Annotated in this window: 19 protein-coding genes and 1 rRNA gene; 2 read left to right on the plus strand and 18 right to left on the minus strand. The window is 64.9% G+C overall.

Translation table 11 applies throughout. From position 1 onward, the window contains the following. Window positions 1-194: 194 nt before the first annotated feature. A 16S ribosomal RNA gene (locus QXK92_RS21945) occupies window positions 195-1,724 on the minus strand. A gap of 378 nt (window positions 1,725-2,102) precedes the next feature. Further along, a complete protein-coding gene (gene murA, locus QXK92_RS21950; RefSeq protein ID WP_306245188.1) occupies window positions 2,103-3,356 on the minus strand; it encodes a UDP-N-acetylglucosamine 1-carboxyvinyltransferase in 1,254 nt (417 codons plus the stop codon). Between the two features lie 83 nt (window positions 3,357-3,439). Between murA and QXK92_RS21955 the strand changes: the two genes are divergently transcribed. After that, window positions 3,440-4,027: a cob(I)yrinic acid a,c-diamide adenosyltransferase gene (locus tag QXK92_RS21955; RefSeq protein WP_306245190.1), complete on the plus strand. Its 588-nt coding sequence runs from the start codon at window positions 3,440-3,442 to the stop codon at window positions 4,025-4,027. Window positions 4,028-4,099: 72 nt separating this feature from the next. Here the strand turns inward: QXK92_RS21955 and QXK92_RS21960 are convergent, their stop codons facing one another. The 15 genes from QXK92_RS21960 to rpmE form a co-directional block, all read right to left on the minus strand. Then, complete coding sequence (locus QXK92_RS21960; RefSeq protein ID WP_306245191.1) at window positions 4,100-4,543, minus strand: DUF2550 domain-containing protein; 444 nt, start codon at window positions 4,541-4,543, stop codon at window positions 4,100-4,102. 8 nt (window positions 4,544-4,551) lie between these two features. Then, the gene (locus tag QXK92_RS21965) at window positions 4,552-4,917 is read right to left on the minus strand and encodes a F0F1 ATP synthase subunit epsilon (protein ID WP_306245193.1); all 366 of its coding nucleotides are present in this window, start codon (window positions 4,915-4,917) and stop codon (window positions 4,552-4,554) included. A 57-nt stretch (window positions 4,918-4,974) separates the two neighbouring features. Continuing rightward, window positions 4,975-6,426, minus strand: coding sequence for a F0F1 ATP synthase subunit beta (gene atpD, locus QXK92_RS21970; protein ID WP_306245195.1), 1,452 nt, complete (start codon window positions 6,424-6,426; stop codon window positions 4,975-4,977). A 22-nt stretch (window positions 6,427-6,448) separates the two neighbouring features. Next, window positions 6,449-7,360 carry a F0F1 ATP synthase subunit gamma gene (locus tag QXK92_RS21975; protein WP_306245197.1) on the minus strand — a complete coding sequence of 304 codons (912 nt, stop codon included), beginning with the start codon at window positions 7,358-7,360 and terminating at the stop codon, window positions 6,449-6,451. Between the two features lie 6 nt (window positions 7,361-7,366). Further along, window positions 7,367-9,031, minus strand: coding sequence for a F0F1 ATP synthase subunit alpha (gene atpA, locus QXK92_RS21980; protein WP_306245199.1), 1,665 nt, complete (start codon window positions 9,029-9,031; stop codon window positions 7,367-7,369). A 59-nt stretch (window positions 9,032-9,090) separates the two neighbouring features. Further along, window positions 9,091-10,431, minus strand: coding sequence for a F0F1 ATP synthase subunit B/delta (locus QXK92_RS21985; RefSeq protein WP_306245200.1), 1,341 nt, complete (start codon window positions 10,429-10,431; stop codon window positions 9,091-9,093). Window positions 10,432-10,438: 7 nt separating this feature from the next. Continuing rightward, complete coding sequence (locus QXK92_RS21990) at window positions 10,439-10,969, minus strand: F0F1 ATP synthase subunit B (RefSeq protein ID WP_306245202.1); 531 nt, start codon at window positions 10,967-10,969, stop codon at window positions 10,439-10,441. Between the two features lie 9 nt (window positions 10,970-10,978). Then, window positions 10,979-11,224, minus strand: a complete 246-nt coding sequence (locus tag QXK92_RS21995; protein WP_003406686.1) for a F0F1 ATP synthase subunit C — start codon at window positions 11,222-11,224, stop codon at window positions 10,979-10,981. A 45-nt stretch (window positions 11,225-11,269) separates the two neighbouring features. Then, a complete protein-coding gene (gene atpB, locus QXK92_RS22000) occupies window positions 11,270-12,022 on the minus strand; it encodes a F0F1 ATP synthase subunit A (RefSeq protein ID WP_306245203.1) in 753 nt (250 codons plus the stop codon). After that, window positions 12,015-12,521 carry an ATP synthase subunit I gene (locus QXK92_RS22005; protein WP_306245205.1) on the minus strand — a complete coding sequence of 169 codons (507 nt, stop codon included), beginning with the start codon at window positions 12,519-12,521 and terminating at the stop codon, window positions 12,015-12,017. Before QXK92_RS22005 ends, atpB begins: the two co-directional genes overlap by 8 nt. A 227-nt stretch (window positions 12,522-12,748) precedes the next feature. Then, a complete protein-coding gene (gene rfe, locus QXK92_RS22010; RefSeq protein ID WP_306245207.1) occupies window positions 12,749-13,957 on the minus strand; it encodes a UDP-N-acetylglucosamine--decaprenyl-phosphate N-acetylglucosaminephosphotransferase in 1,209 nt (402 codons plus the stop codon). Between the two features lie 148 nt (window positions 13,958-14,105). Further along, window positions 14,106-14,786 carry an L-threonylcarbamoyladenylate synthase gene (locus QXK92_RS22015; RefSeq protein ID WP_306245208.1) on the minus strand — a complete coding sequence of 227 codons (681 nt, stop codon included), beginning with the start codon at window positions 14,784-14,786 and terminating at the stop codon, window positions 14,106-14,108. Then, window positions 14,779-15,639, minus strand: coding sequence for a peptide chain release factor N(5)-glutamine methyltransferase (prmC, locus tag QXK92_RS22020; RefSeq protein ID WP_306245209.1), 861 nt, complete (start codon window positions 15,637-15,639; stop codon window positions 14,779-14,781). The genes QXK92_RS22015 and prmC overlap by 8 nt, the downstream gene beginning before the upstream one ends. Further along, window positions 15,636-16,712, minus strand: a complete 1,077-nt coding sequence (prfA, locus tag QXK92_RS22025; RefSeq protein WP_306245211.1) for a peptide chain release factor 1 — start codon at window positions 16,710-16,712, stop codon at window positions 15,636-15,638. The genes prmC and prfA overlap by 4 nt, the downstream gene beginning before the upstream one ends. 87 nt (window positions 16,713-16,799) lie before the next feature. Further along, entirely contained in the window at window positions 16,800-17,033 is a 234-nt protein-coding gene (gene rpmE, locus QXK92_RS22030; RefSeq protein WP_055580753.1) for a 50S ribosomal protein L31, read from the minus strand. 255 nt (window positions 17,034-17,288) lie between these two features. On the opposite strand from rpmE, the gene QXK92_RS22035 reads away from it, so the two are divergent. Beyond that, a complete protein-coding gene (locus QXK92_RS22035) occupies window positions 17,289-17,855 on the plus strand; it encodes a hypothetical protein (RefSeq protein ID WP_306245214.1) in 567 nt (188 codons plus the stop codon). Here the strand turns inward: QXK92_RS22035 and rho are convergent. Further along, window positions 17,852-19,834, minus strand: coding sequence for a transcription termination factor Rho (gene rho / locus QXK92_RS22040; RefSeq protein WP_371934578.1), 1,983 nt, complete (start codon window positions 19,832-19,834; stop codon window positions 17,852-17,854). The two genes, QXK92_RS22035 and rho, sit on opposite strands and share 4 nt — an antisense overlap. Between the last annotated feature and the right edge of the window lie 188 nt (window positions 19,835-20,022).

Here is a 20,022-nt window from a genome sequence, read left to right on the forward strand (position 1 = left end):
CAACCACTATCCAGTTCTCAAACACCACACCCCACCACCAAGATGGAGGGACAGCACCCGAGGGTGTTGCCTCAGGACCCAATAGTGTGTCTGGCTTAGCTTGTTGTCGTGCACCCGGTCTTCGTCCACTACAGACGATGACCCCTCACGGCTCGCACTCCACCAATTGGAGTGCTCTTCGTGGTGCTCCTTAGAAAGGAGGTGATCCAGCCGCACCTTCCGGTACGGCTACCTTGTTACGACTTCGTCCCAATCGCCGATCCCACCTTCGACAGCTCCCTCCCAAAGGGTTAGGCCACTGGCTTCGGGTGTTACCGACTTTCATGACGTGACGGGCGGTGTGTACAAGGCCCGGGAACGTATTCACCGCAGCGTTGCTGATCTGCGATTACTAGCGACTCCGACTTCACGGGGTCGAGTTGCAGACCCCGATCCGAACTGAGACCGGCTTTAAAAGGATTCGCTTAACCTCGCGGCATCGCAGCCCTTTGTACCGGCCATTGTAGCATGTGTGAAGCCCTGGACATAAGGGGCATGATGACTTGACGTCATCCCCACCTTCCTCCGAGTTGACCCCGGCAGTCTCTCACGAGTCCCCGGCATTACCCGCTGGCAACATGAGACAAGGGTTGCGCTCGTTGCGGGACTTAACCCAACATCTCACGACACGAGCTGACGACAGCCATGCACCACCTGCACACAGGCCACAAGGGAACCGACATCTCTGCCGGCGTCCTGTGCATGTCAAACCCAGGTAAGGTTCTTCGCGTTGCATCGAATTAATCCACATGCTCCGCCGCTTGTGCGGGCCCCCGTCAATTTCTTTGAGTTTTAGCCTTGCGGCCGTACTCCCCAGGCGGGGTACTTAATGCGTTAGCTACGGCACGGATCCCAAGGAAGGAAACCCACACCTAGTACCCACCGTTTACGGCGTGGACTACCAGGGTATCTAATCCTGTTCGCTCCCCACGCTTTCGCTCCTCAGCGTCAGTTACTGCCCAGAGACCCGCCTTCGCCACCGGTGTTCCTCCTGATATCTGCGCATTCCACCGCTACACCAGGAATTCCAGTCTCCCCTGCAGTACTCAAGTCTGCCCGTATCGCCCGCACGCTCACAGTTAAGCCGTGAGATTTCACGAACAACGCGACAAACCACCTACGAGCTCTTTACGCCCAGTAATTCCGGACAACGCTCGCACCCTACGTATTACCGCGGCTGCTGGCACGTAGTTGGCCGGTGCTTCTTCTCCACCTACCGTCAATCCGAGAAAACCCGGACCTTCGTCGATGGTGAAAGAGGTTTACAACCCGAAGGCCGTCATCCCCCACGCGGCGTCGCTGCATCAGGCTTTCGCCCATTGTGCAATATTCCCCACTGCTGCCTCCCGTAGGAGTCTGGGCCGTATCTCAGTCCCAGTGTGGCCGGACACCCTCTCAGGCCGGCTACCCGTCGTCGCCTTGGTAGGCCATCACCCCACCAACAAGCTGATAGGCCGCGGGCCCATCCCACACCGCAAAAGCTTTCCACCACAGGACATGTGTTCTGTGGTCCTATCCGGTATTAGACCCAGTTTCCCAGGCTTATCCCGATGTGCAGGGCAGATTACCCACGTGTTACTCACCCGTTCGCCACTCGTGTACCCCGAAGGGCCTTACCGTTCGACTTGCATGTGTTAAGCACGCCGCCAGCGTTCGTCCTGAGCCAGAATCAAACTCTCCAAACAAAAACCCCTCGATAACGAGGTGAATTTACAATCAGAGAAAATCTGATCTAACAAAAAGACACCAAAACTGGCATCAATGATTTGCGACTACACCCACACACGGGGAGTGCTAGGTGCAGTCAAAAAAACAACAACAAACAATTCACCAAACACACTATTGAGTTCTCAAACAACACTTCTTGCACTGTTTTGCCCTGTTTTGGGGCAACCCTGCCAGCTTAATATTTCTCCGGCCGGGGTGTCAACTCGATCGTGAACTTCTCGGGAGAGGCTCGCTTTCGGGCAACCCTGCCAGCTTAGTACTGATCTGGCTTGGTTGTCAACCCCTGGTTTTGATCTTCTTTGGGAGATGATCACGCCTCGGGGCGTTGACTCGGGTTACTGTACCCGCTCGATCTCCGCTCCCAAAATCGCCAGGTTCTCGACGAACAACGGGTAGCCCCGATCGATGTGAAAAACGTCGTGGACCTCGGTTTCTCCGTCTGCGACCAGACCCGCGAGCACCAAGCCGGCTCCGGCCCGAATGTCCGAACACCACACCGGAGCGCTCGACAACTGCGGCAGCCCGCGCACCACGGCGTGGTGTCCGTCGGTGCGGGCGTCCGCACCCAACCGGATCATCTCCTCGACGAACCGGAAACGCGCTTCGAACACGTTCTCGGTGATCATCGAGGTGCCGTCGGCGATCGAAGCCAGCGCAATTGCCATGGGCTGCAAGTCCGTTGGGAAACCCGGGAACGGCAGCGTCGCGACGTTGACCGCCTTCGGGCGTTCGTACTGAACCACCCGGAAGCTGTCGTCGGTCTGGGTGACGGTGGCACCCGCGTCGTGGAGCTTGTGCAGCACCAACTGCAGGTGGGACGGATCTATTCCCGTCACCGTGATGTCCCCGCGGGTCATCGCCGCGGCGATCCCCCAGGTCGCGGCGACGATTCGATCCCCGATGACGCGGTGCTCGGTCGGATGCAGTCGCGGCACGCCGGTAATGGTCATCGTCGGCGAGCCGGCGCCTTCGATCTGGGCGCCCATCTGGTTGAGCATCGTGCACAGGTCGACGACGTCAGGTTCGCGTGCGGCGTTGTGAATGATCGTGACGCCTTCGGCGACCACCGCGGCCATCAAGATGTTCTCGGTGGCACCTACGGACGGGAACTCGAGCTGAATCTCGGCCCCGCGCAAGGTTTCTGCCTCGGCAACGACGCAGCCGTGCTCGATATTGCACTGTGCACCCAGCTGCCGCAGGCCCGCTTGGTGCATGTCCAGGGGGCGGGATCCGATCGCATCGCCGCCCGGAAGCGCGACTCTGGCCTTCTTGCACCGGCCGACCAGCGGGCCGAGCACACACACAGAAGCCCGGAACTGTCGCACTGCCGCGAAGTCCGCGTCGTACTTGGGTTCATCCGGCGAGGTGATGCGGGCCACGTCGCCGTCCAGCTCGACGGTCGCGCCCAGGCCGCGCAGCACTTCTGCCATCAACGGCACGTCGAGAATGTCCGGGCAGTTCGTGATGGTGCTGGTGCCTTCGGCCAGCAACGTCGCGGCCATGAGCTTCAGCACGCTGTTTTTGGCGCCCCCAACTGCGACTTCGCCTGACAACCGGTTGCCACCAGTCACCATGAATCGCTCCGCCACCCGGGTCAGTCTAGTGAAGCGCTATCGCATTGTCAGTCAGCCGACCCGCATTGGAGTGACCCGACCCAGGTACCGTTTCGCCCATGGCAGTCCATCTGACCCGCATTTATACCCGGACCGGCGACGACGGCACGACGGGATTGAGCGATTTCTCACGAGTGGCCAAGACCGACCCGCGATTGGTGGCCTATGCGGATTGTGACGAGGCCAACTCGGCGATCGGGGTGGCGGTCGCGCTAGGTGCTCCGACGGAGCAGATCGCGGACGTGTTGCGGCAGATTCAGAACGACCTGTTCGACGCCGGTGCGGACCTCTCGACACCGGTGGTGGAGAACCCCGAGCATCCTCCGCTGCGCATCACACAGGCCTACATCGATCGGCTCGAGGGTTGGTGTGATACCTACAACGAAGGCCTGCCGGCGCTGAATTCCTTTGTGCTACCTGGTGGTTCGCCGCTGTCGGCGCTGCTGCACGTGGCCCGCACGGTGGTGCGCCGGGCCGAGCGGGCGGCTTGGGCCGCGGTCGATACGCACGCCGACGTCAGTGCCCTGCCCGCGAAGTACCTCAACCGGCTCTCGGACCTCTTGTTCATCCTGTCGCGGGTGGCCAATCCCGACGGCGACGTGCTGTGGCGACCGGGCGGCGGCGCCAGGGAGGGCGAGCAGACGTAAAGTCCCTTCATTCCGGCCCGGAATGGAGGACTTTACGTCTTCTCGCGAGTCAGAGGTGCGCCGCAATCCCCGTCACACGCTGCGGCGGCGAGCGCGCGGCGAGGGCCGTGACTCCAGCCACGACATGAACGCCGTCAAAGCGCCTCTGTCCAGAGCGATCTCGTATCCCAGGCGCCGTTCCTGGGTGGTGTCGCGCAGCTCCAGCACCACGATTTCCTCGGTCATGATGTCGAATTCGTCGCCGCGCGGCGCACGCCTGGCCACGACCTCCACCCCGCGCCGGCTCAGCCGGCGGTCCGGCCACAACCGCAAGCTCGACAGCCGGTAATACGCCGCTTCACCGCCGCGGTAACGAATCACACCGTGGCGCCAGCCGTGCCCGCCGACTGCGGGGATATCCCGCATGATCGCAGCAGTACCGCCCCGGCGCAGCTTCCACAGCCGGAAACTCAGAGCGAGAACGGCCGCTCCCAGCAGGACGACGAGCGCGACCATGCCGACCATGGGCGCGCTCATCGTCGGAATCAGTCGAGCGCGCCGACGGCGCGCAACCTGGCACGCCCTCGGGCCGCGACCTGGGGGTCGTCCGATTCGGAATCCTGCCGGGCAGCGCTCTCGTCGATGTCCTTCTCAAACTCCGCAGACTCGGCGAGAACGCTGACGCCCTCTTCGGTCACGGTGAGGAAGCCACCGTCGACCGCGATCCGCAAATCGTCCTTGCCTTCGCGTTCGACACGAACCATCGCGTCGTCGACCAGCTGGGCGACCAGCGGGATGTGGTGGGGCAGGATGCCAATCTCTCCCGCGGTGGTGCGGGTGAAGAGGAACGTCGCCTCGCCCGACCAGATCTCCCGGTCGACGGCCACGATCTGAACGTTCAATTCAGCCATGCCACACCACCTTCGTATCTTTCCCGGTCAGACCCGGAGTCTTTCTCATAGCTGAAGTCATAGCTTGACGTCGAAGGTCTCGGCCTTCTTGGCCAAGTCGTCGAGGCCACCGATGAGGAAGAACGCCTGCTCAGGCACGTGGTCGAAGTCGCCCTTGGCGAGCCGGTCGAACGCCTCGATGGTCTCCTTGACCGGAACCGTCGAACCCGGCTGGCCGGTGAACTGCTCGGCCGCCATCATGTTCTGCGACAGGAACCGCTCGATGCGGCGCGCCCGGTTGACCAGCTGCTTGTCCTCCTCGGACAGCTCGTCGATACCGAGAATCGCGATGATGTCCTGAAGGTCCTTGTAGCGCTGCAGGATTCGGATGACTTCCTGCGCCACCCGGTAGTGCTCGTCGCCCACGACGCTGGGGTCGAGGATGGTCGAGCTCGATGCCAGCGGGTCCACCGCGGGGAAGATGCCCTTGGAGAACACCGACCGGGAAAGCTCGGTGGTGGCGTCCAGGTGGGCGAACGTGGTGGCCGGCGCCGGGTCGGTGTAGTCGTCGGCGGGCACGTAGACGGCCTGCATCGAGGTGATGGACCGGCCACGGGTCGAGGTGATGCGCTCCTGCAGTTCACCCATCTCGTCGGCCAGCGTCGGCTGGTAACCCACGGCGGACGGCATACGACCGAGCAGGGTCGACACCTCCGAGCCGGCCTGGGTGAACCGGAAGATGTTGTCGATGAACAGCAGCACGTCCTGGCCGGCTTCGTCGCGGAACCACTCGGCCATGGTCAGCGCGGACAGTGCGACCCGCATACGGGTGCCGGGCGGCTCGTCCATCTGACCGAACACCAGAGCGGTGTCCTTGAGCACGTCTGCTTCCTTGAGCTCGACCCACAGGTCGTTGCCCTCACGGGTGCGCTCCCCCACGCCGGCGAACACCGAGGTACCACCGAAGTTCCGGGCGATACGGTTGATCATCTCCTGGATGAGCACGGTCTTGCCCACGCCGGCACCACCGAACAGGGCGATCTTGCCTCCACGCACGTAGGGAGTCAGCAGGTCGACGACCTTGAGGCCGGTTTCGAGCATCTCGGTGCGAGGCTCGAGGTCTTCGAATTTCGGCGGCTTCCGGTGAATCGACCAGTGGTCGAAGTCTTCTCCGTAGCCTGGGTCGTCCAGGCAGTAGCCCAGTGCGTTGAAGACGTGGCCCTTGACCTGCTCGCCCACCGGCACCGAGATCGAGGCTCCCGTGTCGGTGACCTCGGTCCCGCGCACCAGGCCGTCGGTGGGCTGCAGCGAAATGGTGCGCACCAGGTTGTCACCGAGGTGCTGCGCCACCTCCAGCGTCAGCGTCTTCTTCAGCGATTCGAACGGGATGTCGGCGTGCAGCGCGTTGAACAATTCCGGAATGGAGCCCCGCGGAAACTCGACGTCGACGACGGGGCCGGTGATCCGAACCACGCGCCCGTTGGTGTCGGAGCCCGACTTCTTGTCAGTCTTCTCGTCTACAGCAGTCATATTTTTTCGCTTCCTCGTGGGCTTACTTGGAGGCGTCGGCGAGCGCGTTTGCGCCACCGACGATTTCGCTGATCTCTTGGGTGATCTGGGCCTGCCGCTCGCGGTTGGCTTGCAACGTCAGGTCCTTGATGAGGTCGTCGGCGTTGTCCGTCGCCGATTTCATGGCGCGCTGGCGCGACGCGAGTTCCGAAGCCGCCGATTCGAGCAGGGCCGCATAGACCCGGGTGGTCAGGTACCGCGGCAGCAGCGCCTCGAACAGCGTCGTCGCGTCCGGCTCGAACGAGTACAGCGTGTGCGGGCCGGTGTCTTCTTCGACGTACTCCACCACCAACGGCGCAATGCGGTGGGCGACAGCGGTCTGCGACATCATCGACTTGAACTCGGAGAAGACGATGTGCAGTTCGTCGACGCCCTGCCCCTCCTCGTCCTCGTCGTCGCCGGTGCCGGCCATGAACGCCTCGACCAAGGTCTCGGCGATCTCCGAGGCGTTCTCCACCTGGGGCTGCTCGGAGAAGCCGGTCCACGACTCTTTGATGTCCCAGTTGCGGAACGAGAAGTAGTTCAAGGCTTTTCGACCCACCGTGTACAACACCGGGTCCTTGCCCTCTTCCCGCAGCAGCGAAAAGAGTTCCTCGGAGCGACGGAAGATGCTCGAGTTGTAGGCGCCGCACAGACCGCGGTCGGACGACACCACCAACACACCGGCCCGCCTGGGGTTCTCCCGCTCGACGAGCAGCGGGTGGTCCAGTGCGGCCTCGGCGGACAGCGTGGTGAGCATCGACGTGATCTGAAAGGCGTAGGGGCGGGCCGATTCCAGCCGCGCCTGCGCCTTTCCGATGCGCGATGTGGCGATGAGCTCCTGGGCCTTGGTGATCTTCTTGATCGACCCCGCCGACTTAATTCGTCCGCGTAGTTCGCGAAGTGTGGCAGCCATTGTTAGCTACTTCTTGTCCTTCTTGGAGTCCTTTTTGGGCTTCTCCTTCTTGACCTTCACCGACTCCTTGCCGAGTTCCTCTTCGTCCATCGCCTCGACGTGCTCGTCAGGAACCACCGACTCGCCAGAGCTGGCCGCGAAGCCCTTCTTGAACTTGTTGATGATCTCGGTGAGCTTTTCCTCGTCTTCCTCACCGAGCTTGCCGCTGCTGCGGATGCCTTCGAGGAACTTCTCCTCGGAGGCTCGCATGTGGTCGAGCAGCTCGGCTTCGAAGCGCTTGACGTCCTCCACCGGCACCGAGTCGAGGTGACCGCCGGTGCCCAGGAAGATCGAAACCACCTGCTCCTCAACGGGCAACGGGGCGAACTGCGGCTGCTTGAGCAACTCGACCAACCGCTCACCACGCGCCAGCTGCTTCTTCGACGTCTCGTCCAGGTCGGACGCGAACGCGGCGAAGGATTCCAGCTCGCGGTACTGCGACAGGTCCAGACGCAGCGAGCCCGCCACCTCTTTCATCGCCTTGATCTGGGCGGCACCACCGACTCGGGACACCGACACACCGACGTTGATGGCCGGCCGGACACCCTGGTTGAACAGGTCGCTCTCCAGGAAGCACTGTCCGTCGGTGATCGAGATGACGTTGGTGGGGATGTAGGCCGAGATGTCATTTGCCTTGGTCTCGATGATCGGCAGACCGGTCAGCGAACCGCCGCCGAGCTCGTCGGACAGCTTGGCGCAACGCTCCAGGAGCCGCGAGTGCAGGTAGAACACGTCGCCCGGGTAGGCCTCGCGGCCCGGCGGACGGCGCAGCAGCAGCGAGATCGCGCGGTAGGCCTCGGCCTGCTTGGTCAAGTCGTCGAAGACGATCAGAACGTGCTTGCCCTCGTACATCCAGTGCTGGGCGATGGCCGAACCCGTGTAGGGCGCAAGCCATTTGAAGCCGGCCGAATCGGAAGCGGGTGCCGCGACGATAGTGGTGTAGTCCATCGCGCCGCCTTCGTCCAGCGCGCGCCGGACGGAAGCGATGGTGGTGCCCTTCTGGCCGATTGCGACGTAGACGCAGCGGACCTGCTTCTTCTCGTCGCCGGTCTCCCAGTTCTGCCGCTGGTTCAGGATGGTGTCGACACAGACGGCGGTCTTGCCCGTCTTGCGGTCACCGATGATCAACTGCCGCTGGCCACGCCCGATCGGGGTCATGGCGTCGATGGCCTTGATGCCGGTCTGCAGCGGCTCTTTCACACTCTGCCGCTCGACCACCGACGGGGCCTGCAGTTCCAGCGCACGGCGGGTGTCGGTCTCGATGTCGCCGCCACCGTCGATCGGCTGACCGAGGGGGTTGACCACACGACCCAGGAAGGCATCGCCGACCGGCACCGACAGCACGTCACCGGTCCGCTTGACCTGCTGGCCCTCTTCGATCTTCTCGAAGTCACCGAGGATAACGGCGCCGACGCTGTGCTCGTCGAGGTTCAGGGCGACGCCGAGGACTCCACCGGGGAACTCCAACAGTTCCTGGGTCATCACGGACGGCAACCCTTCGACGTGCGCGATACCGTCTCCGGCATCCACCACGGTGCCGACTTCCTCGCGCGAGGTGTCGGCGGTGAAGGACTCTACGTATTCTTCGATGGCGCTCTGGATGGCATCAGCGGAGATTGTCAACTCGGCCATGGCTTTTCGTCTTCCTACTTCGTTGTGTTGACTAGGTCGGGTTTCCGTCGGGCTTTGAATCAGTCAGGCAACTGGGCTTCGGCAGCGGCCAACCGTGACTTGAGCGTGCCGTCGATCACCTCGTCGCCCACCGAGATGAGCAGACCGCCAAGCAGGTCGGAATCGACCTGGAGCTGGACCGCCACCGGGTGGCCGTAAATGCGGCTGAGCACCTCACTGAGCCGGGTGCGCTGGGTGTCGCTGAGTTCTGCGGCAGCACTGACCTGCGCCACCACTTCGCCGCGGCGGGCTACCGCCACCTGGGCGAGCAGCAGTACGGCTTCTTCGGCCGGCACACCCCGCAGCAGCTCGACCGTCTGGGACAGCAGCGCGAGCGAAACCGGGTTCACGTCGCTGCCCGAGCTGTCGAGTACCTTGCGCAGCAACCCGACTCGCCGGTCCGCGTCGGTCGTGTAGTCACCGAGCAGAATCCCGAGCCGCGGCTGTGCGTCGAGGATGCGGGAGAACCGGAACAACTGGTCTTCGACTTCGTCGACGCTGCCGTCCTTCTCGGCGACCGCGAGCAGCGCCTGGCGCGAGACGTGCTCGATGGCGTCGACCAGGTCTCCGTTCGCCGACCAGCGCTCGGACACCGCGGTCCGCAGCACGTCGAGGGTGGGGTCACCGACTTTGCCCTCGAGCAGCCGCTCGATCAGTTTGACCCGGGGTGACGCGTCTTCAGCCGGAACGGTGAGGTAGCGGGTGACCACGACCTCCTGGTTCAAGATCTTGGCCACCGACACCAGTTCGTCGGACAGAGTGGTCAAGCCCTTGTTGTCGAGATCTTCGGCGAGCGAGTTGAATCGGTCCACCAGATTGCTCACCGCGCGCCGGCTGGCCGAACGCATCCTGGCCAGCACCGGGTACTCGACCTCGACCGGTTCGGGCGCCATGTCGTCGAGTTCATCGAGGAAACGATCGACCGTCGATGCCTGCTGCTGGGCGTCGGCCACGTAGCTGCGCACCAAATCGCTTGCCTGGCGCACCGATTCGTGACCGAGCTCCAGCCGGAGCTGGCGGGTCAGCTGCGCCCGCAGCAGTTCGGTCTGACGGGCTCCCTGGGCCTTGATGCGTTCCGCCTCGCTCTCGGCCTGGGCCCGCATCTGTTCCTCGATGCGCTCCGAGTCGGACTTGGCCTCTTCGACGAGCTGCGCAGCCTCTTCCTTCGCGGCTTGCACGGCCTTGCTGTGCGCCGTGGTCGACTCGGTGAGGCGCTTGGCTGCCTTCGCCGAGTCTTCCAACTGCTGGCGCACAGTCTCCTGGCGGGCAGTCATGAGCCGTCGGACCGGCGGAACGACATACCGCCAGACCAGCAGCACGATGGCCGCGAACCCGATCAGCTGTCCGATAAATGTCGACATTTAGTGGCTACCTCGTCGCTTTCGAAGTCGCTTCTGAGGTCGATGGGCTGACTTCGACGCCGAGCACCCGAGAGGCCAGGGTCGCCGAGATGGTGCCGACGTTGGCACGCAGATCAAGTTCCACGGCGTCGCGCTCCCGCTTCAATTGCTCGTTGGCCTGGGCCAGCATTTCTGCGACCTGCTGCTCGGCGTCCGCCCGCGCGTCGTCGATGACCTTGCGACCCTCTGTCCGCGCGTTGTCGCGGAAGGCGCCCGCTTCGACACGGGCTTCTTTCAAGGCCTTCTCGTAGTCGGCTTCGGCGGCGGCGAACTGCTCGGCCGCCTTCTTGCTGTCGGCCTGGGTCTTGGCGACCATGGCGTCGCGTTCCTTGAGCACCTTCAGGATCGGCGGCACCACGAAAGTGCCGATCACTCCGAGCACCACCAAGAAGATGGCCAGCACGAAGAAGAAGGTGCCGTTCGGGATGAGGAAGTTGCTTTGGCCGCCTTCCTCTGCTGCGAAACTCACAGCCGAAGCAAGAGAGGTCGGGTCACCCATCACAGCGAATTACTTGACGGGCGTGGCGAAGACGAATAGCGCCATGAACGCCAGGTTGATGAAGTACGCGGCTTCGACCAGACCGACCGTGATGAAGAACGGGGTGAACAGACGTCCCTGTGCCTCAGGCTGACGGGCGACACCGGAGATCAGCGCGTTACCGGCAACACCGTCACCGATACCGGCACCGATGGCGCCACCGGCCATGATCAGTCCACCGCCGATGAGGGCGCCGGCTGCGATAGTGGGGTCCATTTTTATCCTCCTTGATAACTCTGGTAGCGGTTTACCAGGATTTTTTTAGTGGTGGTCCTCTTCTAGTTCCATCGCCTGGCTGAAGTAAAGGATCGTCAACAGCGCGAAGATGAAGGCCTGGATGGCGCCGACGAAAAGGTCGAACGACTTCCAGATCGCGTTCGGCAGCCACATCACGTACGGCGGGAAGAGCGCGATCAGCGCGACCAGGATGCCGCCGGCGAAGATGTTGCCAAAGAGTCGCAGCGACAACGAAATCGGCTTGGCCAGTTCCTCGACGACGTTGATCGGGGCCAGGATCGCCACGTGGCCCTTGAGCACCTTGATCGGGTGCCCGACGATGCCGCGGCGCCAGATGCCGGCCGCGTGGTAGCAGACGAAGACGAACAGGGCCAGCGCCAGCACGTAGTTGATGTCAGCCGCAGCCGACGAGAGCAACTCGGTGGTCTTGCCTTCTTTGTCGGTGTACTGCAGCGGCAGCACCGACAGCCAGTTGGAGATCAGGATGAATACGAAGATGGTCACTGCGAGCGGCAGCACGAACGGCGCGATCCGCATGCCGATGGCGGACTCGACCTGGCTGCGCATCTGGATGGTGATCGCCTCGAAGAACAGCTGCACACCGCCGGGCACGTCGGTCGACGTGACCTTGGACTTCAGGTAGAACGCCAGCGCGATCACGATCAGCGCGGCAATCGCCGTCGACAGTATGGTGTCGGTGTTGACTGTCAGACCAAACCAGGTGGCGGTGTGGTGCTCGCCGACCTCGATCTGAGCGGCCAGGATCGACTCAGTCATCGCCGGCGCTCCTCCCTTCCGTGCCTTCTGATCCAGTCACTACTGCACCCTCTTGTGCACCCGCTTGGCCCTCGAGCGGGCCGTCGGCCTCGCCGGTCCGCAGCTTCTTCCAGACCGGCAGCGCGGTCGATGCCACCAGTAGCACCTGGAAGAGTGCCAGGCCGAACACCACGCCCAAACCTTCGGGCCGGAATATGAAGGCGATGATCAGCGCCAGGATGGTGATGATCGCGACGCGGGAGGCCGAATTGATGGCCATCGACCGCTTCAGCGGGTGATCGCGCGCGGTGATCGACTCCACCGAGCGCCGCACCATGAGCGCGTTGAGCAAACCCAGCAGCAAACCGATACCAAAGAACGCCCCGACCACCGGATGACCGGCGTAGCCGGCGACCAGGGTCGCCACCGCCGTCACTCCCAAGCTGATGAGGAACAGCCGTACGGGACGGAACGCAACAGCGGGAAACACCAACGGCGCGTCCTGCGCTGGTGTCGTCACTGCAGCACCTCAATCCAAGGTTGGTGGAGCGGAAACCACGCGATCGACTGATCCGTGGCCCGCCGAGCGTATCGCAAGGGTCACGCTGGATTTACCCAAGGGGTAGCTCCCTGTGTCGGTCTAGCGCCGGCGGCACCGGAAACCCATCCGACGGGCCGGGGAACCGGCAACCCGCGAGGTTTATTTCGGGGTTCTACCAGCACCGTACCACACGGAAGCCCGATCTACTACTGATCGTCGTAGTAGTCGTCGCGGCGGCGCAGCAGCGGAATCACCGTCGCGACGCCCGCGACGGCGATTGCTCCGAGCATCACTGCCGCGGTGTGGCGGGGGTCGAAAAAGATCGTGCTCGCGGCGCCGAAGGCGACGATCCCGACCCACAAATAGATGAGCAGCACCACCCGGCGATGGGAGTGGCCGATCTGCAGCAGCCGGTGATGCAGGTGCATTTTGTCGGGCGTGAAGGCACTGCGTCCCGCGCGCGTGCGCCGCACGATCGCCAGTAAAAGGTCCAGCATCGGCACGAACATGACAGCCACCACCAGCAGGAACGGTGACAGCAGAGCAAACACGTCGCGAGCGCCGTAGGCGTTCTGCGAGATCGGGCCGGCGGCGGTGGTCGAGGCAGCGGCCAACATCAGGCCGATCAGCATGGATCCGGAGTCGCCCATGAAGATGCGGGCCCGGTGGAAGTTGTGCGGCAGGAAGCCCAGGCAGGCACCCGCGAGGACCACCGAGATGACCGCGGGCGGGTAGTAAAGCACGTCGCCGCCGTGGTCGCGCAGCAGACCCACCGAGAACATGCAGATGGCCAGGGCAGTGATGAGCCCGAGCCCGGCCGCCAGCCCGTCCAGGCCGTCGACGAAGTTCATCGCGTTGACGATCGAAACGGTCAGGGCCAGCGTCAGCAGGATCGACGAGGCCTGGTCCAGCACGATGGTCCCCACGCCGCCCACCGGGATGTACAGCACGCTCCAGGCCACTCCCATGGTGACGAGCACGCTGGCGGCGGTGATCTGGCCGGCGAACTTGGTCAGCGCGTCCAGACCCCACCGGTCGTCGATCAGACCGATGCCCATGATCACCGCGCCGGCGACCAGCACGGCCGGCATGCCGGTGGAATAGACGAAGCCCCGGGTGAGCGCCGGCAGTTGCGAGGCCAGAAAGACGGCCGAGCCCACGCCGAGGAACATCGCCAGGCCGCCCATCCGGGGCGTCGGCGTCACGTGCACGTCGCGCTCGCGGGGGTAGGCGACGGCACCGAGGCGGGTGGCGAGCACGCGCACCGGACCGGTCGCGAAATAGGTGATGATGGCGGCGGTCAGGCCGACCAGAGCGAGCTCACGCAGCGGAACTCCGGCGCTGCGGTCGGACAGAGCGAGCAAACCGCCGGCAAGGCTGGCCACATCGCTGGACACGTCGAGACCGTACTTCACCAACCTGAGAGCGCTCGCCTTCGGTCGTCCCGTTTGGTCGTCCCCGTGGTCGCCCCGTTTGGTCGTAACCGGCCGCCTCGCGCCGCCTGGAGCCGTCTTCGGTCGCCGAACGTGAACTCAGGGTGAGATTCGGGCCGGATTTTCGCCGTCAGTTCACTTTCGGCGACGGAGGGGCCGGCTCAAGCAGGGTGGCTGCGTCGACGCCCAGCACGTCCGCCACGCGAGCGGTGCTGACGGGCCCCTCCCGCAGGATGCGCGGGGTGCTTCCGCTCAGGTCCACGATCGTGGAGGCGGCTTGTTGCGCGGCAGGTCCGCCATCGAGATAGACGTCGACGCGGTCGCCGAGCTGGCGCCGCGCCTCCGCGGCGTCGACAGCGGCGGGCTGGCCGGAGACGTTGGCGCTGGAGACCGCCATCGGGCCCACCTCACGCAGCAATTCGATGGCAACCGGATGCAACGGCATCCGCAGCATCACGGTGCCGTGCGCGTCGCCGAGATCCCATTGCAGCGACGGCGCCTGCAACACAACCAGGCTCAGTGCGCCCGGCCAGAACGCCCGGACCAGGTCGCGCGCCCCGTCCGGCATGCCGTAGACCAGGCCCTCGATGGTGTGCCACGAGCCGACGAGCACGCCCACCGGCATGTCGCGACCGCGACCCTTGGCCGCCAGCAGCGCGTCAACCGCGCTGCGGTCGAAGGCGTCGGCCCCGAGCCCGTAGACGGTGTCGGTGGGCATCACGACCAGCCGGCCGGCCTTGAGCGCCCCCACCGCGGCGGTGATTCCGCGTGCCCGCCGGTCGGGGTCAGCGCAGTCGAAAACCTCAGCCATCCAGCGCCACTCCCCCTTCGAGCCTCTGTGCCGTCACGAACCTCGGGCGTCCGGCCAGATCGTTGCGGGCTTCGACGTGGTGGAAAAGTCCAGTCTCGGCAAGGCACGCCACGGTCAGCGCCGATGTGGTGTCGTCATGCTCGACGGCGAACAGGCCGCCGGGGCGCAGCCACCTCGCGGCGCGCGCGGCGACGGCCGGTATCACCGCCATGCCATCCGGGCCGCCGAACACAGCGTGTGACGGATCATGTTGGGACACTTCGGGTTCCAGTACGGCATCGTCGGGAACGTAGGGCGGGTTCGAGACCAGCAGGTCCACCCGGCCGTCGAGTTCGGACAACAGACCGTCCGTCGCGATGTCGGCGCACACCAGTTCCACGCCGGTGCCCTCGGCGTTACGGCGGGCGTAGTCCAGGGCCGTCTGGGAGTCGTCGATCCCGATGACCCGGGCGTCAGGCCACCGCCGCGACAGCGCAACGGCCAGGGCGCCGGAGCCGGTGCACGCGTCGACGATCATCGGCTGCGCCGGAAGTGATTGCGCCGCAGCCCATTCCAACATCGATTCGGTCTCGGGACGCGGGATGAAAACGCCCGGACCGACGTGCAGCAGCACGGGCCCGAAGCCGACCGTCCCGATGAGGTGCTGCAGCGGGACTCGCCGGGAGCGCTCGCGCACGGCGTGGCGGAAGCGTCCGAAGAAGTCGTCGTCCGGTGTCTCCAGGAAGCGCAGCCGGCCGCGGTCGGTGCCGGCCAGATGGGCGGCCAACTCTTCGGCGTCCCAGCGCGCGGAGTCGATTCCCGCGTCGGCCAGTTGCGCCGCAGCGGAGTCGATCGCCTGCAGGAGGGGGCTCACGTCGCCTGTTGTAGCCGAGCCTGCTTGTCGGCTTCGCTCAACGCATCGAACAACGCGTCCAGGTCCCCGTCGAGAACCTGGTCGAGGTTGTGCGACTTGAAACCGATCCGGTGGTCGGTGATGCGGTTCTCGGGGAAGTTGTACGTCCGGATGCGTTCGCTGCGGTCGACGGTGCGGATCTGGCTGGCGCGGTCCGCCGAGGCGTCGGCGAGTGCCTGCTCCTCGGCCAGCACCTGCAGGCGCGCGGCGAGCACCTGCAGCGCACGGGTCTTGTTCTGCAGCTGCGAGCGTTCGTTCTGGCAGGTGACGACGATCCCGGTGGGCAGGTGGGTGATCCGGACCGCCGAGTCGGTGGTGTTCACGCCCTGCCCGCCTTTACCCGAGGATCGGTAGACGTCGATCCGCAGGTCAGACTCGTCGATCTGCACCTCGCCGACTTCTTCAGGCTCGGGGTAGACCAGCACGCCGGCAGCCGACGTGTGCACGCGTCCCTGCGACTCGGTCACCGGTACCCGCTGCACGCGGTGCACGCCGCCCTCGAACTTCATCCGCGACCACACCCCGTCGGCGCTGTCGCCCTTGCTCGCGATGGCCAGTGTCGCGTCCTTGTAGCCGCCCAGATCCGAGGTGGTCTCGCCCAGCACCGTCACTGTCCAGCCGTGCCGCTCGGCGTAGCGGATGTACATCCTGGCCAGGTCGGCGGCGAACAGGGCCGACTCCTCGCCCCCTTCACCGGATTTCACCTCGAGCACGATGTCGTCGGCGTCATGCGGGTCACGAGGCGCCAGCATGTCGGTGAGCTGGGTGTCCAGCTCGGCGACGCGTGCCTCCAATTCAATGACCTCGTCGGCGAACGAGGAGTCGTCGGCGGCCAGTTCGCGTGCAGTCTCCAGGTCTTCGCGCGCCGACACCAGTTTGCGGTGGGTCGCGACGATCGGTGCCAGCCGCGCGAAGCGGCGCCCCGCTTTGCGCGCTTCGTCGGGCTTGCTGTGCAGGTCGGGATCGGCCAGCGCCTGCTCGAGTGCCGCGTGCTCGGCGAGCAGGACGTCAATCGTCTGCACCGGCTGGCTCATGGTCACCTCCCTACTGACTGCTCTGCCCCGAACGCGAACCGACGCCCGGCCTGTGCAGATCGCACAGTTCGGGCGTCGGAAAGGCAGCTATTTGTCGGCCGCGGCTTTGTCCGCGTTGCGCTTGCCGTAGCGCTTCTCGAAGCGCGCGACCCGGCCGCCGCTGTCGAGGATCTTCTGCTTGCCGGTGTAGAAGGGGTGGCACTGCGAGCAGACCTCGGCCACGATCCGGCCACCGGGCTTGGTGCTGCGGGTGGTGAAGGAGTTCCCGCAACCGCAGACCACGGTGGTCTCTTCGTACGCGGGATGGATGTCAGTTTTCATGCTGTCCTCTTCATCGTCTGCCACTCGGAACCCTGATCGGTCCGGCGGCCCAACACGAGCTTCGTGAACCTGAAGTGGTTCCGAGTGATCGACCGTCGATTATGCCAGGTCAACCGCTGCCAGCCTAAACGCCGGGGTGGGTGTCCATATTCCCGCTGCTCCGCACGGGACGCCCGCCGCACTCGCCCGGGCCTGTGCCATCCGATCCACCGTCAACCGTTGCCAACAGCCGCCGGCGTGACGTAAGAGAAGCTGATGAAACTGCGGCTGCCCACCATCGCCGGCCTGTTCGCCATCGGGGCCGTCGCCGGCCTCATCGGCGACCACGGTCATGTCGTCACCGCGACTCTCGAGTACCTGCCCGCGGCGCATCGTGTGCCGTTCGTCTGGACGAGCCCGATCTGGTTTCCCGTCCTCGTCGGCATGGCCACCATCCTGTCGGCCGAGCTGCGGTTACACCTCGGGACGGCGCGCACCTCCGTGACCGCACGCCAGGGATTCGGCGGGGTCGCTGCTGTCGTCGGCGCCTACGCCTTCACCGCGTTGGCGCACACGGCGCCGGTGTTCGTGACAACGGTGCTGATCAGCACGATGGCAGCGATCACCTGGTCGGTGCTCGGCGATCGCGCCGCGATCGTATGCGGGGTAGCGGCCGCAGTCGTCGGTCCCGCGGCCGAAGCCGCCCTGGTGGCCGTCGACGTGTTCCGCTACACCCACGGCAACGACGGCCTGCTCGGCGTCGCGCCGTGGTTGGTACCGCTGTACTTCGCCTTCGGCGTGGTGGCGGCGCTGCTCGCCGAGATAGCTGCCGAACCGACCTAGTCGTTGTCCATGTTGCCAGGTGTCGTCTTGGACACCTGCACCAGGAACTCGTAGTTGGTCTTCGTCTTGCGCAGCTGCGACATCAGCAGGTCGATGGCCTGGTGGGAGTCCAGACCCGACAGCACCCGGCGCAGCTTGTGCACGATGCCGAACTCGTCCGGGGAGAGCAGCAGTTCGTCCTTGCGGGTGCCCGACGGGTTGACGTCGACCGCGGGGAAAACCCGGCGTTCGGAGATCTTGCGGTCCAGCTTGAGCTCGGCGTTACCGGTGCCCTTGAACTCCTCGAAGATCACGGTGTCACCGGTGGATCCGGTCTCGACCATCGCGGTCGCGATGATGGTCAGCGAGCCGCCCTCTTCGATGTTGCGGGCCGCGCCCAGGAATCGCTTCGGCGGGTACAGCGCGGTGGAGTCGACACCACCGGACAGGATCCGGCCCGAGGCGGGCGACGCGTTGTTGTACGCGCGGCCCAGGCGGGTGATCGAGTCCAGCAGCACCACAACGTCCTTGCCCTGCTCCACCAGGCGCTTGGCGCGCTCGATGGCCAGTTCGGCGACCGAGGTGTGGTCTGACGGCGGCCGGTCGAACGTCGAGGCGATGACCTCGCCCTTCACCGAGCGGGTCATGTCGGTGACTTCCTCGGGCCGTTCGTCGACGAGCACGACCATGAGGTGGCACTCGGGGTTGTTGCGGGTGATCGCGTTGGCGATGTCCTGCAGGATGGTCGTCTTACCGGCCTTGGGCGGCGACACGATCAGCGCACGCTGCCCCTTGCCGATCGGCATGATCAGGTCGATGACCCGCGTGGTAAGGCGATCGGGCGTGGTCTCCAGACGCAATCGCTGGTTCGGGTACAACGGCGTCAGCTTGCTGAACTCGGGCCGCTTCTTGGCGTCCTCGATCGATCCGCCGTTGATGCTGTCCAGGCGCACCAGCGGGTTGAACTTCTGCCGCTGGTTGGGCTGTTCGCCGTCCTTGGGCACGCGTACCGCGCCGGTCACCGCGTCACCGCGGCGCAGGCCGTTCTTGCGCACCATGTTCATCGACACGTAGACGTCGTGCGGTCCGGCCAGGTAACCGGAGGTGCGAACGAACGCGTAGTTGTCCAGGACGTCGAGAATTCCGGCGACCGGTTGAACGACGTCGTCCTCACGCAGTTCGGATTCCCCGGCCTCGCCGGTGCGCTCGCCGCGCCGGCGGCGGTCACGGAAGCGGCGTCCCCGCCGGCCCTGCCGTCCATCGCCGTCGTCGTCGGCGCCGCCTCCGCCGCGCTGCTGGTCACCGCTCTGATCGTTGCCCGAGTCGGCGGAGCGCTCGTCGTTCTTGGCGTCTTTCTGGCCCCGCTCGCCCTGGCCGCGCTCGTTCTGGCCGCGCTCGCCCTGGCCGCGCTCGTTCTGACCACGCTCGCCCTGGCCGCGCTCGTTCTGACCACGCTCGTTCTGACCGCGCTCGCCTTTGTCGCGGGCGGGCTCTTTGTCGGCGTCGCCTTTGTCGCGGGCCGGTTCTTTGCCGGCGTCCTCGGAGTTCTCACTCTTGTTGCCGCCGGCCGATCCGGCCTGGCGGGACGCGCCGCGGCGTTCCCGGCGGGGCGGCTCGGCAGCGTCCGGCACCTCCGCGGGCGGCGCCTCGGGGGCGATCACCTGGGCGGTCGGGGTCTGGGCAGCGGTGTCATTCTGGGCCGGCGCATCGGCTTTGGCCGATTCCTGCACCGACTCGCCGGCACCGGAGGACTTGCCGTTCGCCTGTCCCGTGCTCTGCTGGATGGCGGCGATCAGCTCGCTCTTACGCATGCCCGACGTCCCCTTCACGCCGGCCCGATTGGCCAGTGCGCGCAGTTCGGGCAGCACCATGGTCGCCAGCGAAGCGGACGGCGCATTGGATTTGACGTCCGAGACATCGGAAGCGTCTGAGTTCACGGAGTGCGACACCTTGTCGGCGTCGGTGCTTTCGCCAGCCGTGATGAGGTCCGTATCAGTCACGGATTTCCTTTCTTGCCCCGCTGATCAGGTCAAGCGGGGATTCCTGCATCAGGTCAAGCATTCAGGCAAATTGCTGAGTGCGCCCAATAATCGACTCTGAAACGGTGATCGAACAGCGAACCGCGTTCACGAGAAGAATTGGTGGTTGTCTCAGCGTCAAGGCAGTTTGTGCAGAGCAGATGCTGCAA

The organism is Mycobacterium sp. TY815 (assembly GCF_030755135.1).
GTDB lineage: Bacteria > Actinomycetota > Actinomycetes > Mycobacteriales > Mycobacteriaceae > Mycobacterium.